Annotated in this window: 13 protein-coding genes and 1 pseudogene; 4 read left to right on the forward strand and 10 right to left on the reverse strand. The window is 66.4% G+C overall.

The annotated features are described in order from the left end of the window. Positions 1-32 precede the first annotated feature (32 nt). On the forward strand, positions 33-1,583 hold the full coding sequence (locus tag H292_RS26715) for a 1,4-alpha-glucan branching protein domain-containing protein (RefSeq protein WP_176458852.1): 1,551 nt from the start codon (positions 33-35) through the stop codon (positions 1,581-1,583). Beyond that, complete coding sequence (locus tag H292_RS0102845) at positions 1,580-2,827, forward strand: glycosyltransferase family 4 protein (RefSeq protein ID WP_019664339.1); 1,248 nt, start codon at positions 1,580-1,582, stop codon at positions 2,825-2,827. The genes H292_RS26715 and H292_RS0102845 overlap by 4 nt, the downstream gene beginning before the upstream one ends. Here the strand turns inward: H292_RS0102845 and H292_RS0102850 are convergent. Beyond that, the gene (locus H292_RS0102850; RefSeq protein WP_019664340.1) at positions 2,810-3,586 is read right to left on the reverse strand and encodes an acyltransferase; all 777 of its coding nucleotides are present in this window, start codon (positions 3,584-3,586) and stop codon (positions 2,810-2,812) included. The genes H292_RS0102845 and H292_RS0102850 overlap by 18 nt on opposite strands. A 236-nt stretch (positions 3,587-3,822) precedes the next feature. Here H292_RS0102850 and H292_RS0102855 point away from each other — a divergent pair, with 236 nt between their 5' ends. Continuing rightward, entirely contained in the window at positions 3,823-5,133 is a 1,311-nt protein-coding gene (locus H292_RS0102855) for an outer membrane protein assembly factor BamB family protein (RefSeq protein WP_230594063.1), read from the forward strand. Here the strand turns inward: H292_RS0102855 and H292_RS0102860 are convergent. From H292_RS0102860 to H292_RS0102880, 5 genes are read right to left on the reverse strand one after another with little or no spacing between them, the layout of a single operon-like run. Next, positions 5,100-6,302: a THUMP-like domain-containing protein gene (locus tag H292_RS0102860; protein ID WP_020110355.1), complete on the reverse strand. Its 1,203-nt coding sequence runs from the start codon at positions 6,300-6,302 to the stop codon at positions 5,100-5,102. The two genes, H292_RS0102855 and H292_RS0102860, sit on opposite strands and share 34 nt — an antisense overlap. Positions 6,303-6,335: 33 nt before the next feature. After that, complete coding sequence (locus H292_RS0102865; RefSeq protein WP_020110356.1) at positions 6,336-7,373, reverse strand: class I SAM-dependent methyltransferase; 1,038 nt, start codon at positions 7,371-7,373, stop codon at positions 6,336-6,338. Positions 7,374-7,430: 57 nt separating this feature from the next. Then, on the reverse strand, positions 7,431-8,210 hold the full coding sequence (locus H292_RS0102870) for an enoyl-CoA hydratase/isomerase family protein (protein WP_019664344.1): 780 nt from the start codon (positions 8,208-8,210) through the stop codon (positions 7,431-7,433). Positions 8,211-8,238: 28 nt separating this feature from the next. Continuing rightward, positions 8,239-9,039, reverse strand: a complete 801-nt coding sequence (locus H292_RS0102875) for an NUDIX hydrolase (protein ID WP_020110357.1) — start codon at positions 9,037-9,039, stop codon at positions 8,239-8,241. Positions 9,040-9,073: 34 nt separating this feature from the next. Further along, complete coding sequence (locus tag H292_RS0102880) at positions 9,074-9,916, reverse strand: ABC transporter ATP-binding protein (RefSeq protein WP_020110358.1); 843 nt, start codon at positions 9,914-9,916, stop codon at positions 9,074-9,076. A gap of 31 nt (positions 9,917-9,947) precedes the next feature. Here H292_RS0102880 and glgX point away from each other — a divergent pair, with 31 nt between their 5' ends. Beyond that, a complete protein-coding gene (glgX, locus tag H292_RS0102885; protein ID WP_020110359.1) occupies positions 9,948-12,101 on the forward strand; it encodes a glycogen debranching protein GlgX in 2,154 nt (717 codons plus the stop codon). Positions 12,102-12,160: 59 nt separating this feature from the next. Here glgX and yczE read toward each other — a convergent pair. The 4 genes and pseudogenes from yczE to H292_RS0102905 form a co-directional block, all read right to left on the reverse strand. Continuing rightward, positions 12,161-12,706 (reverse strand): annotated as a pseudogene (gene yczE, locus H292_RS28840) (membrane protein YczE); the annotation flags it as partial. Between the two features lie 114 nt (positions 12,707-12,820). Beyond that, positions 12,821-13,612, reverse strand: a complete 792-nt coding sequence (locus H292_RS0102895; RefSeq protein ID WP_020110360.1) for an aminoacyl-tRNA hydrolase — start codon at positions 13,610-13,612, stop codon at positions 12,821-12,823. Continuing rightward, positions 13,609-14,850 (reverse strand): phosphoserine phosphatase SerB, encoded by a 1,242-nt coding sequence (serB, locus tag H292_RS0102900; protein ID WP_051127719.1) that lies wholly within the window; start codon positions 14,848-14,850, stop codon positions 13,609-13,611. Before serB ends, H292_RS0102895 begins: the two co-directional genes overlap by 4 nt. Before the next feature lie 130 nt (positions 14,851-14,980). Continuing rightward, positions 14,981-15,620 (reverse strand): cytochrome c oxidase subunit I (locus H292_RS0102905; RefSeq protein WP_020110362.1); only part of this gene is annotated, 640 nt, incomplete at its 5' end.

Consider the following 15,620-nt stretch of genomic DNA (forward strand, 5'->3'; position numbering starts at 1 on the left):
GCACACCTTCACCGAAGGTGACCGAACCGGGCATGTTCGCTCTGGTTCTGCACTCGCACCTGCCCTGGCTCGCCAATCACGGCCGATGGCCGGTCGGCGAGGAGTGGTTGTACCAATCGTGGGCGGACTCCTATCTGCCGCTGACGGACATGCTCTCGACGCTCGCCGACGAGGGACGTACCAACCTGCTCTCGCTCGGAATCACGCCGGTGCTCGCCGCTCAACTCGACGACCCGCATTGCCTTGCGGGGATGCATCATTGGCTCGGAAACTGGCAGCTGCGCGCACACGAGGCAACCGATCGCGCGATGTCGATCCGCGAACACAGAAGCGCTGCACGGGCACTCGACACATTCGAAACGAAATGGCGGCACGGCGGATCACCGGTCGTTCGCACACTCGTCGACGCAGGAACGGTCGAACTGCTCGGCGGTCCCCTCGCCCACCCCTTCCAACCGCTGCTCGATCCGAGACTGCGCGAATTCTCGCTGTCCGAGGGGCTTTCCGACGCGGCGAGGCGGTGGGGCACACGGCCCACCGGCATCTGGGCACCAGAGTGTGCGTACGCACCGGGGATGGAAGTCGGATACGCAGACGCAGGGGTCACCCATTTCATGGTCGACGGCCCATCCCTGCGAGGCGACACGACGCTCGGGCGACCGGTGCGAGAATCCGACGTCGTCGCGTTCGGGCGCGATCTCGAGGTCAGCTATCGCGTGTGGTCGCCGAAATCCGGTTACCCCGGGCACGCCTCGTACCGCGACTTCCACACCTACGACCATGCGACCGGGCTCAAGCACGCCCGTGTCACCGGGCGAACCGTCGACTCGGCCGACAAAGAGCCCTACGATCCAGCCGCCGCGTCCGCCGCGATCGACATCCACGTCGCGGATTTCGTCGACACGGTCAGGCGCAGGCTCCGCTCCGAGTCCGATCGCATCGGTCGACCCGCACTCGTCGTGGCGGCGTTCGACACGGAACTGTTCGGCCACTGGTGGTTCGAGGGCCCGGTGTGGCTCGAACGCGTCCTGCGAGCCCTGCCGGAAGCCGGGATCGACGTCGGAACCCTGGACGACGCTCGCACCAAGGGATTCGTCGGCGCACCGGTCCAGTTGACCGAGTCCTCGTGGGGGTCGGGCAAGGACTGGCGCGTGTGGAACGGAGACGCCGTACGCGATCTGGTTGCACTGAACGCCGAGGTGGTCGAGGCAGCACTGAGCGCACTCGACGGTCAGCGCACGATGGACGGGCAGCGATCGGGCATGCCCGAATTGCGCAACAGGGTGAACGACCAGATTCTGCGTGAGACACTCAACACGGTTGCCAGTGACTGGGCGTTCATGGTCAGCAAGGACACGGCGGCCGGATATGCGCGTCAGCGCGCGCATGTTCACGCCCACGCTCTCCGGGAGATCGCGGACGCGGTCCGCGGTGGTCGTCACGACGACGCGGAGCGGCTCGCACGCGGGTGGAACCAGGCAGATGGGCTGTTCCCGGCGCTCGACGCTCGTCGAGTGGCAGGAAAGTACGACCCGAAGAACCTGCAGCACGGATCGGGAGCTCGGAGGGGAGCACTGAAGTGAAGATTCTGATGGTCTCGTGGGAGTACCCGCCGGTCGTCGTCGGAGGGCTGGGCCGACACGTCCATCATCTGGCTACCGAACTCGTCTCCGCTGGGCACGAAGTCGTCGTTCTGGCGCGCCGCCCGACGGGCACCGATGCGTCGACCCATCCCACGCACCATCGCATCGACGACGGCGTCCTGGTGGTCGCGGTGGCCGAGGATCCCGCACACTTCGTCTTCGGCGAGGACATGCTGGCGTGGACCCTTGCCATGGGACACGCGATGGTTCGCGCCGGAATCGCACTCGGCAAACCGGGCCTTGGCGACGGCTGGCAACCCGACGTGGTCCACGCGCACGACTGGCTGGTGGCGCACCCTTCCATCGCGCTCGCCGAACACTTCGACGTCCCCCTCGTCTCGACGATCCACGCCACCGAGGCGGGCAGGCACAGTGGCTGGATCTCCGGCACGATCAATCGTCAGGTGCATTCCATCGAATGGTGGCTGGCCAACGATTCCGACGCGGTCATCACCTGTTCGGCGTCGATGAAGGACGAGGTCACTCGACTGTTCGGGATTCGCGACTCGGCGGTGTCGGTCATCAGGAACGGCATCGACATCCGCACGTGGAACTTCCGTCCTCGCCAGCCTCGCCAGGAACCCGCCACACTGCTGTACGTCGGCCGTCTCGAATACGAGAAGGGCATACAGGACGTCATCGCCGCCATGCCGCGCATCCGTCGGAGCCATCCCGGCACCACGCTGCACATCGCAGGCGAGGGAACGCAGTTCGCTTGGCTGGCGGAGCTCGCCCGGACGCATCGGGTGACCCGCGCAGTCTCGTTCCTCGGATCGCTCGACCACACGGAACTGCTGTCCTGGCTCCACGGAGCCGACGCGATCGTCCTACCCAGCCGCTACGAGCCCTTCGGCATCATCGCTCTCGAAGCCGCCGCAGCGGGAACCCCGCTGGTGGCGTCGACTGCCGGTGGGCTGGGTGAAGCGATCGTCGACGGCGTGACCGGTCTGTCCTTCGAGCCGTCCGACGTCGCAGGCCTCGCCGCTGGGGTTCGGCGCGTTCTCGACAACGTCGATGCAGCTCAGGAGCGTGCGCACGCTGCCCGCGAGCGGTTGACCGTCGACTTCGACTGGAAGCACGTCGCGGAAGCCACCGCCCAGGTCTATCTGGCCGCGAAACGGAAGGTGCGGTATCCGCTCGCGCGGCCCACAATCGTCGAACGCGCTCTACCCGAGCGCAGTTGAGTCGCCGCGCGCAGCTTCCGCCGCCCTGAGTGCTTTCTTGCGTTCGATGTCCTCGAGCGCAGCGATGTATTTCGCGCGCTCGGCAGCACCGGCTTCCCAGTCGGCCTTGCGGTTGCGGACCACCTTGGCCGGTGCACCGACGGCGATGCTGTAATCCGGTACGACACCTTTGACGACGGCGTGTGCACCGAGCACACATCCGCGGCCGACGCTGGTCTCGCGTAGAACCGTCACCTTGGCGGCGATCCAGGTGTCGGGACCGATCCGGACCGGTCCCTTGACGATCCCCTGGTCCTTGATCGGTGTGGTGACGTCGTCCATCCGATGGTCGAAATCGCAGATGTAGCACCAGTCCGCAACGAGCGTCGACGCACCGATCTCGATGTCGAGGTAGGTGTTGACGACGTTGTCCTTGCCGAAGACCACTTTGTCGCCGATCCGCAGCGATCCTTCGTGGCAGCGAATGGCATTGCCGTCGCCGATGTGTACCCATCGCCCGATCTCCAGCCGGGACAACTCGGGAGTCGAATGGATCTCGACGTTCTTGCCGAGGAACACCATTCCCCGAAGCACGACATGAGGATTGGCAGCCTTGAACCGAGCGAGCCGGTAGTACCGAACGAGGTACCACGGTGTGTAGGCCTTGTTCTTCAGCACCCAGCGGAGCGAGTCGCGGGTGAGGAACCTGGCCTGATCCTCGTCGCGTCGTCGGGATCCCCGCCAGCGTGAACGCAGCGGCGCGTTCCACATGCTCGTCATAGCCGTCCACCCTAGCGGCACTGCAGGGTGACTCGGAACGACCCGGGGACGGCAGGAGTGGAGCTTGCGGAACGACCCGGGGACGGCAGGAGTGGAGCTTGCGGAACGACCCGATAGGGCACGAGTGGAGCCTGCGGGACGATCGGTGTGGACCGCTTTGGCCATCGCGACGGTGGCCGGGATAGTCTCTGTCCTTGAATCATGTGCGTCGGACACGGTCGAGGAGAAGTAACAAGGTGCTTGGCGGTAGAGCTGGTGTGGCTCGCGTGGTGTCGCTGGCGACCGTTGCAGCCCTGACCGCCGCGGCGTGCGGCGGGGGCGGCGAGGCAATCGACGCCTTCGCGCCCGACGGGTGGCCTGTCGTGCACGGTGACTCCCGGAACAGCAGCTCCACCGAGCATGTCGGACTGTCGGACGTTCGATTCGCGTGGTCGCGGCCGCTGGGGGCGACGACGTCGTCGCCGGTGTCGATCGCGGCGAGCGGTCAGATGTTCGTCTCGACGTTCGGTGAGGCCGGGTGCAATCTCTTCTCGTTCGAGATCGAGTCGGGCCGTAAGCGTTGGTGCAACCGTGTGGGGCCGTCCGTGGGCACCGAGACACCTCTGGTCGATTCCGTGGCCAATGTGTACGTCGGCGACGACGGTGGGTTCTCGTCGTTCAACGAGCACGGTCAATTGCGTTGGCGCACTCCCACCAACGGCGTTCCACGTTCTGCGCAGTTCCTCGGTGACGGTAGCGTTCTGGCTGTGACGCAGTTCGGTCAGATCAATGTCCTGGACACCCAGACCGGCAAGTCCGTCGTGCCGATCCACGATCTGATCGACCCTCCCGACTTCCTGGCCGAGCCCGGCGCCGATTTTCTTCCGCCTGCAACCGGTCTCGATGCGTGCGCGTCGGGTTCCGCCGAGTGCGCGGTGGCGGCCACGCCTGCCGTGGACCTGGATGCGTCGAACATCTATCTCGTTTTGTGGCGTTCGGGTGCCGTTGCACCGCAGTTGATCTCGCTGCACTACGACGCGGAGGCGACACCGTCGATCACGGAGCGTTGGTCGTCGGAACTGCTCCCGGCCGGAGTGTCGTCGAGTCCTGTTCTGTCGGAGGACGGCTCGACGATCTATCTCGCCGACGTCGACGGCCGGGTGTCCGCGTTCGACGCCTCGAACGGTGCGCAGCGGTGGACGTTCGGAGCCGGATTCGGTGCGAGCAACACACCATCGGTCGCGGGCGACGGTTCGATCGTCCCGTCGGGCGGCGAGGGGTCGGTGCGCTCCATCCGCGACGACGGCACCAGCGCGAGTGTCTCGTGGTCGCGAGATGATCTGCAGCAGTTGGGTACTCCGGTGAGCACCGCCGACGGCCGCATCGTCACGGTCGTCGGCCGGGGTGACGACGTAGTGCTCGTTGCGCTGGACTCGGCGAGCGGGGAGACGGTGTCCGAGCAGGTGCTCGACGGCGCCTCCGGCTCCACGGTCGGTACGTCGATCGGGCCGGACGGCCAGGTGGTCACGTCGACCTACCTCGGCGAGATCTTCACCTTCACGTCCTGATCGGTCCTGCCCGGGCGACGAGCCTGGCAGACGAACGCCACACCGGACCGGCCGATCCGCGTGATGATCACCGACAGTGCTGTGTCCCCCTTCAGCTTCAGGCGGGGCCGTAGCACTGCGGGGTCGACGTCCACGCCACGCACCAGGATCTCCACCGATCCGCATCCGTGCGCGGCAAGGGCCTGCCGCAACGATTTCTCCGAGTACTTGATCCGGTCGAGGATGCGGAATCCGTTCACGCCCTCGGGCACCGCGTTGCCGGTCAGGTATGCGATGCGCGGATCGAGTTGCCACAACCCGTGCCGAGCCCCGTAGTGACGAACGAGACCTGCGCGGACGATGGCTCCGTCGGGGTCGATCAACCACTCCCCGGGTTCGGCGGAGTCGATGTCGTCGGGCTCGGAATCGGTGATCTCGTAGGCGGATCCGTCGGAACTCAGTACCGACGCGCGCCGTGTGATCGACGTCGTGGACAGGCCGTCGGACCACAGGCACGCTTCCTTGACCCCGCCGTCGAGCGACACCAGTTCGACTTCACCGGCCCACCCGAGTGAGTCGAAATCCAAACCGGGAGCGCACTTGACGACGAGATCGCGGCCGGAGTACGTCTCGATCAGGTCCGGTAGCGGCGGCTGCAGAGCCGCAGGGTCATGGGTGCGTCTGCCTCCGGAACGTCGCCCGGGGTCGGCGAGCACGACGGTGCCGCGGGACACGGGGACGAGTGCGTCGGCGCGAACGACCGACGCCGCCGGAACGTTGTGGCGTGCCATGCGCAACCGCACCGGGTCGAGGTCGCTTCCCAGCACGGTCCGTGCGGTACGGACCAACGAGTCCAGTTCGGTGCCGATCGAGCAGGTGACGTCGTGCACGTCGCGGCCCGCGAGCCGCTCGGCACGGCGCCGCGCCACGATCGTCGGCGTCGCCTGCTGCACGGCGTCGTCGGTCAGCAGCCATGACTCGGCACCGTCGAGCTTGCCCGACGCCTTGCGCCGCACGGTGGTGGTCTCGACGAGCACGGCGGCGTTCTCGCCGAACCTGCTGCGTGCCGCGGTGACGTCCGCGAGCATGGATTGCCTGGTCAGCGCCCGGCCGGACATCCAGTCGAGCGCACCGACGCCGACATCACCGGTGAGGTAGTCGATGTCGGCGTCGGTGAAGGTGTAGCTCATGACAGTGCCGATACGTTCAGCGAGTGCGAACGGTCAGGACGGCTTCACACCGGTGATCATCACGTTGTAGAAGAATCCACGCGGCACGACGTGCTTGAGCACGTTCTCGTCGACCCAGCTGAGTGTCTTCCAGCCGGCGAACGCGAACTTGGCCCAGTTCCATCCCAGCTTCTCGGCGGGAACTGCTGCTTCGAACGTTCGGACCGGCCAGCCGAGCAGCGCTGCGGCGAACTCTTCCGTTCGCGCCTCGACGTCGACGGCACCCGCGCTCGCCGCGATGTTCTCGAGATCGCTCGGATCGAACGTGTGCAGGTCGACGACGGCTTCGAGAGCCGCGGCCCGCGAGGACTCGTCGAGTTCCTCCTGCGGCTTGCGCCAGCTCTCCAGGAACGGCAGTTTCGTGATTCGCGTGGTGGTTTCCCACGTAGCGCGGCCCAACCACCGAGCGTAGAAGTTTCCGACCGTCGTCGGCTCGCCGGCGAACACGAAGCGGCCCCCGGGCTTGAGCACGCGGAGTACCTCGCGGAGCGACTGCTCCACGTCCGGAATATGGTGCAGCACGGCGTGTCCGACGACGAGATCGAACGTGTTGTCCTCGTACGGGATGGTCTCCGCGTCCGCGACACGGCCGTCGACGTCGAGGTTCAGGTGCTCGGCGTTGCGCAGTGCCACCTTGACCATGCCCGGCGACAGGTCCGTGACCGAACCCTTCTTCGCGATACCCGCCTGCATGAGGTTCAGCAGGAAGAACCCGGTCCCACACCCCAGTTCGAGTGCGCGACCGTACGGCAGCGCGTCCTGCGCGTCGGGAGCGGAGCCGACCGCTTGATCGAACCGTCCGCGGGCGTAGTCGATGCAGCGCTCGTCGTACGAGATGGACCACTTGTCGTCGTACGTCTCGGCCTCCCAGTCGTGGTAGAGGACCTGGGCGAGCTTGGTGTCGCTCCGCGCGGCCTCCACCTGCTCCGCCGTGGCGTGCGGGTTGGGCGCGGGGTCCGGTACGACGTGGAGGCTGGAATCAGCGCCGGCCGCCTTGGTGTCGGACGAACCGTCGTGAGGGCTTGCAGTCATGAGGGCAGCCTACTATCCGGTAGGAAATGAACAAGTTCCAGTTTCGTGGTCAGGCGGTCACTCGCCGGTGAAGTCGGCCTTGCCCGGTCCGTTGGCGATGAACGACTCCATGCCGATGGTCCGATCCTTCGTCGCGAACAGAGCGGCGAACTGCTGAGCTTCGATCTTCAGGCCCGTGTGCAGATCCGTGTCGAGGCCCTGGTCGATCGACGCCTTGGCCGCAGCCAGCGCCCGCGAAGCACCCTTGGTGAACTGCGACGCCCATTTTCTCGCGGCGTTGTACACCTCGTCCGGGGCGACGACCTCGTCGACCAGTCCGATGCGGAGCGCTTCCTCGGCTCCGACGAATCGACCGGTGAAGACCAGATCCTTGGCCTTGCTCGGACCCACGAGCCGTGCCAACCGCTGGGTACCGCCGCCGCCGGGGATGACGCCGAGAAGCACTTCCGGCACACCGAGTTTCGCATTGTCGCCCGCAATTCGCCGGTCGGCGCTCAACGCGACCTCGAGGCCACCTCCGAGTGCGTAACCCGTGATCGCCGCGACGACGGGTTTGGGGATCTCGGACACCGACCCGAGTGCGGACTGCAGATCCCCGATGATGTCGGTCATCTGCGCGGGCGACAACTCCACCATTTCCTTGATGTCCGCACCGGCGGCGAAGACCTTCTCGCCGCCGTAGACGATGACAGCCTTGACCGATGAATCGATCGTCGCGGCACGCGCGGCGGCCCTGATCTCCTCTTGCACCTGACGGTTCAACGCGTTCATCGGTGGTCGATCCAAGCGGATGGTGCCGATACCGTCGGATACCTCGAGATTCACGAACTCAGCCATGTCCGCACACGCTACCGGGTGCCCGGTGTCATCTCCCCGACCACGGGTGCGCACTGCCCGCGTAGTAGGCCTCGTGGTCGGGAAAGTCGACCCGCAGTTCCCCGTCGACGTGGTAGAGGTTCGGCTGGATGGGAGTGATGACCGGTTCCGCGGCAAGGACGTCGGACACCGAGTCGAAGGCCGACAACCCGGCCAGTTGACTCCACGTGGGGGGAAGCAGAATCGTCCGTCCGCCGCGCCAGTCGTCCAGTGCGGATTCGAGTGACCGCCACCCGACCGACGCGGCCTCGCGCGTGTCACCGTCGGCGATCTGCCCTTCGGGCGTGACCGCGACGAAGAAGTGGGTGTCGTAGCGGCGCGCCTCGCCGTTCGGCGTGATCCAGTTGGACCACGGTCGCAGCAGGTCGGTCCGCAGGACCAGACCGTGGCGCTCGAGGAAGGCTGCGAAGGTGAGTTCGTGCCGTTCGAGTGCCGCCCGGTCGTCGGCGTAGACGGAGGTGTCACGCACAACCGAGTCGGGTGTCGGACCGGCGAGCAGCACTCCGCATTCCTCGAACGTCTCGCGGGCCGCCGCGCAGACGAGTGACGCAGCTCTGCGTTCGTCGACGCCCAGCCTGCTTGCCCACCACGAGGCGTCGGGCCCTGCCCAGGCCAGGTCGGCGTCACCGTCGGACGCGTCGACGCCGCCGCCGGGAAACACGGTCATGCCGCCGGCGAACGCCATGCCGGACACGCGCTCGAGGAGGAACACCTCGATTCCGGCCGTGGCATCGCGGACGAGGATCACGGTCGACGCGTCCCGGGCGGGCACAACTTCGGTCGGAGTCATCCTCGGAAACTACAACGTCCGATTGTCGGACGTGTCACCGGCGGTGCTGCCCGGCAGCTCGTGTCCGCCGAGCGAAGAAACGCCCGTCGACCCGATCGAGAGTGATCGACTGGCTGAATGCCTCCGTCAGGTTCTCGGCGGTGATCACGTCGTCGACGAGCCCCTGCGCCACCACACCACCTTCCTTCAGCAGCAGTGCGTGACTGAAGCCCGGGGGAATCTCCTCGACGTGGTGGGTGATCAGGACGGTGGCCGGTGCGTCGGGATCGGCGGCGAGATCCGCCAGTCGCGCGACGAGTTCCTCGCGGCCGCCCAGGTCGAGACCCGCGGCGGGCTCGTCGAGCAGAAGGAGTTCGGGGTCGGTCATCAACGCACGGGCGATCAACACGCGCTTGCGTTCGCCTTCGGACAACGTTCCGTACGTCCGCTGCGACAGATGTTCGGCTCCGAGACTCTCCAGCATGTCCACCGCGCGCTCGGTGTCCATGTCGTCGTACCGTTCACGCCACCGTCCCAGCACGCTGTATCCGGCGGACACGACCAGATCGCTCACCGTCTCGTCGGCAGGGATGCGATGAGCGAGAGCCGACGACGACAGTCCGATGCGCGTCTTGAGATCAGCGACGTTGGCCTTCCCCATCACTTCACCGAGGACGTGTGCGGTGCCCGACGTCGGATGCACCTCGGCGGCTGCGATCCGCATCAGGGAGGTCTTGCCCGCCCCGTTGGGTCCGAGCACCACCCATCGTTCGTCGAGTTCCACCTGCCAGGTGACCGGGCCGACCAGCGTCACCCCACCTCGCCTGATGAGTACGTCGTTGAAATCGATGAGCAAATCGGGATCCGGTTCAGACACGTGATCTATCTTGTCGCACATCCATCCCCCACACACGGCAGGATCTCGAAGCGTGTCGCCCTTCATTGATCACACCGACGATCGTCCCGCCTCCCGCGAGGAGTCCTCTCCTCCGGGCTCTCCGTTTCCGTTGGGAGCTACTGCGTCGGCAAGTGGTACGCAATTCGCGGTCCACTCGCCCGAGGCCGACGGCGTCGAGGTATGCCTTGTCGATCCCGACGGCTCCGAACGGCGCGTCGAACTTCGGGAGAAGACCTTCGGGATTCGGCACGGTTTCGTCCCCGGCGTGACCCCCGGCACCAGATACGGGTTCCGAGCGCACGGTCCGTGGGACCCGGCGGGCGGGCGACGCTTCAACGGCCGGAAGATTCTTCTCGACCCCGCGGGCCGGCAGATCGCCGGGCAGCTGGGCGACGCGCACGCCCTTCTCCCCTACGACGACGAGCCGTTCGGGCAACCGAGCACAGTCGATTCGCTCGGGCACATGCCGTTGTCGGTCGTCACCGACCCGGCCGTCCTGCGCGAGGTCGTCCGGCCGTCCGTTCCCTGGGATCGAACCGTGCTGTACGAGCTCCACGTCGGCGCCTACACCGCCAGACATCCGGACGTACCCGCGCAGCACCGAGGGACGTACCTGGGCCTCACGGCACCCGCGGTACTCCGACACCTGACCACACTCGGCGTGACGACGGTGGAACTTCTTCCGGTGCAGGCGATGTCGACCGAACCCGACGTGCGGGCACGGGGAATGCGTAACCACTGGGGATATTCGACGGGTGCGTTCTTCGCGCCCGATCCACGTTTCGCGTCCGAACCCGGCGCCGAGGTGACCGAGTTCAAGACGATGGTCGACGTACTGCACAGCGCCGGAATCGAAGTCGTGCTCGACGTCGTCTACAACCACACGTGCGAGTCGTCGGTGTCCGGGCCGTCGATCAGCTGGCGCGGACTCGACGCGCCGGGTTACTACCTGCTGGACGGTCGCGGTTACGACGTCGACATCACCGGGTGCGGCAACACACTCGACTCCGCGTCGCCCGCCGTGGTGCGCATGGTCTGTGACAGCCTGCGGTACTGGACCGAGGTCATGGGAGTCGACGGCTTCCGATTCGATCTCGCCAGCACGCTGGGCCGGCCGGGAGGGTGGCGATTCGATTCCCGCGCACCCCTCCTCACAGCCATCACGACCGATCCGGTTCTCTCACGAGTCAAGCTCATCGCCGAGCCGTGGGATGCAACGGGAGCCGGCTATCAAGTGGGTGGATTCGGCCCGATGTGGTCCGAATGGAACGACCGCTATCGCGACACGATCCGCCGATTCTGGGCGGAACAGATCGGTGTGCGCGAGCTCGCGTCACGGCTCGCCGGATCCGAGGACATCTACGGCGGTGGCAGCCGAAAGCCCTGGGCATCGATCAATTTCGTCACCGCCCACGACGGCTTCACCGCCCGGGACCTCGTGTCGTACTCGCGCAAGCACAACGAGGCCAACGGCGAGGAGAACCGCGACGGGACCGACAACAACATCTCGGTCGACCACGGCGTCGAAGGACCGACGGACGACCCGGCCGTCACCGGTGCACGAGCCCGCCACGTACGCGCACTGCTCGCCACCCTTGCACTGTCCACCGGAACGCCGATGCTGCTCGCCGGAGACGAACTGGGACACACGCAGTTCGGCAACAACAACGCGTACTGCATCGCCGAGGACGCACCAGCCGAGGACGCGTGGGCGATCGACTGGTCGAACGTCGATTCCGATCTCGTCGCGTTCGTCTCACGCGTGCTTCGGATCAGACGAAGCGCACCGTCGCTCCGGCAGCAGGAATTCTTCTTCGGACGGGACACCCCGTCGGGCCGACCGGACCTGGTCTGGTTCGACGGACACGGCAGCGAGTTGACGACCGAACAGTGGAACGACGACTCCGTCCGCACCATCCAGGCGTGGGTCGACGGCGGCGACGTCCGGTCCTACGAACCGGACGGCGTGCGCGTCGACGACGACAGCTCACTGCTGATCGTGCACTCCGGTGGTCCGACGGAGATCTCACTGGCCTGCCCGTCGTGGGCTGCCCGACGATTCGCGCCGGTGTTCGATTCGGCCGAACCACGCGGCATTCCGACCGACGCGGCGTCCGTCGAAGCCGGATCGGCGATCTCGCTGACCGGACCGGGTGTGCTCGTGTTCCGCAGCGACGGCAGGTAAGTCATGAACAGTTGAACGAGGGGTCCGATTCCGAACGCGTACAGCAGGGTCCCGACCCCGACAGTGCCGCCCAGGAGCCACCCCGTTGCCACCACCGCCAACTCGATGCACGTGCGAATCAGTCGCACGGACAGTCCGGTTCGCGCGACGAGTCCTGTCATCAACCCGTCGCGCGGACCCGGCCCCATGCCCGCACCGATGTACAGCGCAGTCGCGAAGGCGTTCACGACGATTCCGGTCACCAACAGCGCGATGCGGACGGCCATGTTCCCTACCTCCGGGAGCCAGTGCAGCGTGGCGTCCACCGCGATCGCAATGACCACGACGTTGCTGACGGTCCCCAGTCCGGGCTTCTGGCGCAACGGAATCCACAGGAGCAGAACGACGGCGCCGGTCAGTGCGGTGATCGCGCCGAAGCTCAACGGCACGTGCCGGCTGACTCCTTGATGGAACACATCCCACGGATCGAGGCCGAGACCGGCCGTCACCATCAACGCCATGGACGCTCCGTAGAGCCACAGTCCGACGTAGAGGGCAACCAGTCGGATCGTCAGTTCTCTGCGTGCGCGCGGCGGCACCGGTGTGTCGAGCTTCGTCCTTCTCATTCACCCAGTGTCGTTCTGATCTGGCGCTTGCCGAAACATCCAGTTTTCAGGCAGTGGACCCCTCCGACCGGACGTGGACGCTGTACGGCGGCGTGATCGTCGGGTCCGTGGAGACTACGGTCGGATTGCCGCGACTACCGTCATCGAGCCGGGCGCCACCTCGGTGAACCCCGCATCCCGCACGGCCACGGCCTGACCTGCCTCGACCAGGGCACGCGCTCGGCGCCACTGCTGCTCGTCGGCGTCACGCACGGAACAGGCGAACCCGGTGTGCGCCCAGTCCTGGCACTGCTCCGGAGTCATCGCGCCCGCGAGCAACATCGACGCGTGTCCGACCTGAGCGGCGGCTTTCCCCACCGTCATCTCGAGGGCCGGATCTATCCACAGCACCGGTACTCCCGGTGTCGGTGCACCCGCGTCGTCGTGCGCGACATCGGTGCCGCCGATCTGCAGACGCTTCACGCGAGGATCCAGGTCACCCACCCTGCCGGGAACGAAAGCGCGGGCGTGCGCGCCGCCGACGTCGACGGTCAGTCCGGGAACGTCCTGCGCAGCGGTCCAGTGCGCGCCCCGCGCGCGCCTGGCGACCTTGCGGATTCTCGACCCGGTCCACGCGAGGAAGCGGTCCTCCCACTCGCCGCCGGATCCGACACGTTCGTCCAGACACACCGCGACGGCCGCGGCCGCGGCGGCTTCCAGCAGACTGCTGCGCGGCGGCGGATCCGCCTTGGGGATGTGCAGAACGACGGCCATCGCCAGCACGTCCGCGGGATCCTCCGGATCGGCACGACCGCCGTAGCCCCGGGCCAGCACCGCATGCCGCTCGGCGAACGTGCTGAGCGAACTCTCGGCGGTCGCCTCCATCGGCCCGGCGCCGGGCACCGGGGTTTCCGGGATGTCGCTCACAGGATCGGGACTCGCCTGACGCCGCCGTCGACGGCGTCCGCAGCTTCGATCTCACTACGTGTCACGCCCAACATGAACAGGACCGCGTCGAGGTACGGGTGCGAGATCGCGGTGTCCGCGATCTCGCGCAACGCAGGCTTGGCGTTGAACGCCACTCCGAGACCCGCGGCGGTCAGCATGTCGATGTCGTTCGCTCCGTCTCCGACGGCCACCGTCTGTTCCATCGGAACACCGGCCTGGGCCGCGAACTCGCGCAACGCTGTCGCTTTGGCAGCTCGGTCGACGATCTCGCCGACCACACGCCCGGTCAGTTTGCCGTCGACGATCTCGAGTGTGTTCGCCTTGACGAAATCCAGTTCCAGCTCGTGAGCGAGTCCCTCGATGACCTGACGGAAACCACCGGAGACGACGCCGCAGGCGTACCCGAGACGACGCAGCGTACGAATGGTCGTGCGGGCACCCGCCGTCAGCTCGAGCTCGTCGGCGACGTCTTCGATGACGGATGCGTCGAGTCCGGCCAATGCCTGCACGCGTTGGTGCAGCGACTCGGTGAAATCGATCTCGCCGCGCATGGCGGATTCGGTGACCGCGCGAACCTCGGCCTCACGTCCGGCTTTGGCAGCCAGCATCTCGATCACTTCGCCCTGAACCAGCGTCGAGTCGACGTCGAAGACGATGAGTCGCTTGGAGCGGCGCGCGATGCCTGCGCGTTCGACGGCCACGTCGACGCCGACGCCCGCCGCGACCTCGGACAGACCTTTTCTGAGTTGACGGTCTGCGTCCGGCGACGTGTTGGTGGCCGTGACGTCGAGTTCGAGACCCGTGACCGGATAGTCGGCGACTCCGCGAATGGAGTCGATGTTGGCACCCTGTCTCGCGAGCTCGCGCGAGATGCTGCTGAAGGCCCGAGCGGTGACCGGACGGCCGAGGACGACGACGACGTGAGTCGCGAGACTCCGACTGCCCACCGGGTCGGCACCGATCTCGACGTCGACGTGGACGCCGACGGTGGACATGGCTTCCTCCAGCTCGTCCTGCAGTGCCTCGGGATCGCGTGGGCACGACAGCAGGACGCCGAGAGTCAGTCGGCCGCGGATGACCACCTGCTCCACATCGAGGAGGCTCACCTCGTGACGCGAGAGCGCCGCGAACAGAACCGAGGTGACGCCAGGTTTGTCGGGCCCGGTGACGGTGACGAGTACAGCGATGTCCTCGGTAGCGAAACCTCTGTCAGGCACCGATTCTCCCTTCGCGACGACGCTGACCTCGGTGGTGCGTCGCCATTCTTGCTGCTTCACTGATCAGATTGTCGCAAGCGAAGAGCCCCGCCCGAGTTCCGGGAGGGGCTCTTGCCGACTGACTGGATGTTTACTTAGGGTCGTGGTCGCCGGATCCTTCGTGGTCGCTCGTCGCGATAGGTGCGCGACGTGCCTGTTCGAGGACTTCGGTGGTGTGTCCACCATGGGCACCTGGTCCGACGTGGGCTTCGGCGCGGAGGCGTTCGACCATGTGCGGGTAGTGCAGTTCGAACGCGGGACGCTCGGAACGGATCCGGGGCAGTTCGGTGAAGTTGTGCCGCGGCGGCGGGCAGGAGGTCGCCCATTCCAACGAGTTGCCGTACCCCCACGGATCGTCGACGGTGACCACTTCGCCGTACCGGTAGGACTTGAAGACATTCCACACGAACGGCAACGTCGACGCACCGAGCACGAACGCCCCGATCGTGGAAATGATGTTGAGTGTGGTGAACCCGTCCGACGCCAGGTAATCGGCGTACCGACGCGGCATACCCTCGTTCCCGAGCCAGTGCTGCACCAGGAACGTGCCGTGGAACCCGAAGAACGTCAACCAGAAATGCCACTTGCCGAGCGTCTCGTCCATCATCCGGCCCGTCATCTTCGGGAACCAGAAATAGATACCGGCATACGTCGCGAACACCACCGTCCCGAACACCACATAGTGGAAGTGCGCGATCACGAAGTAGGTGTCGGTGACATGGAAATCGATC

It is taken from the genome of Rhodococcus sp. 114MFTsu3.1, assembly GCF_000383555.1.
GTDB classification, from domain to species: Bacteria; Actinomycetota; Actinomycetes; order Mycobacteriales; family Mycobacteriaceae; genus Rhodococcoides; species Rhodococcoides fascians_E.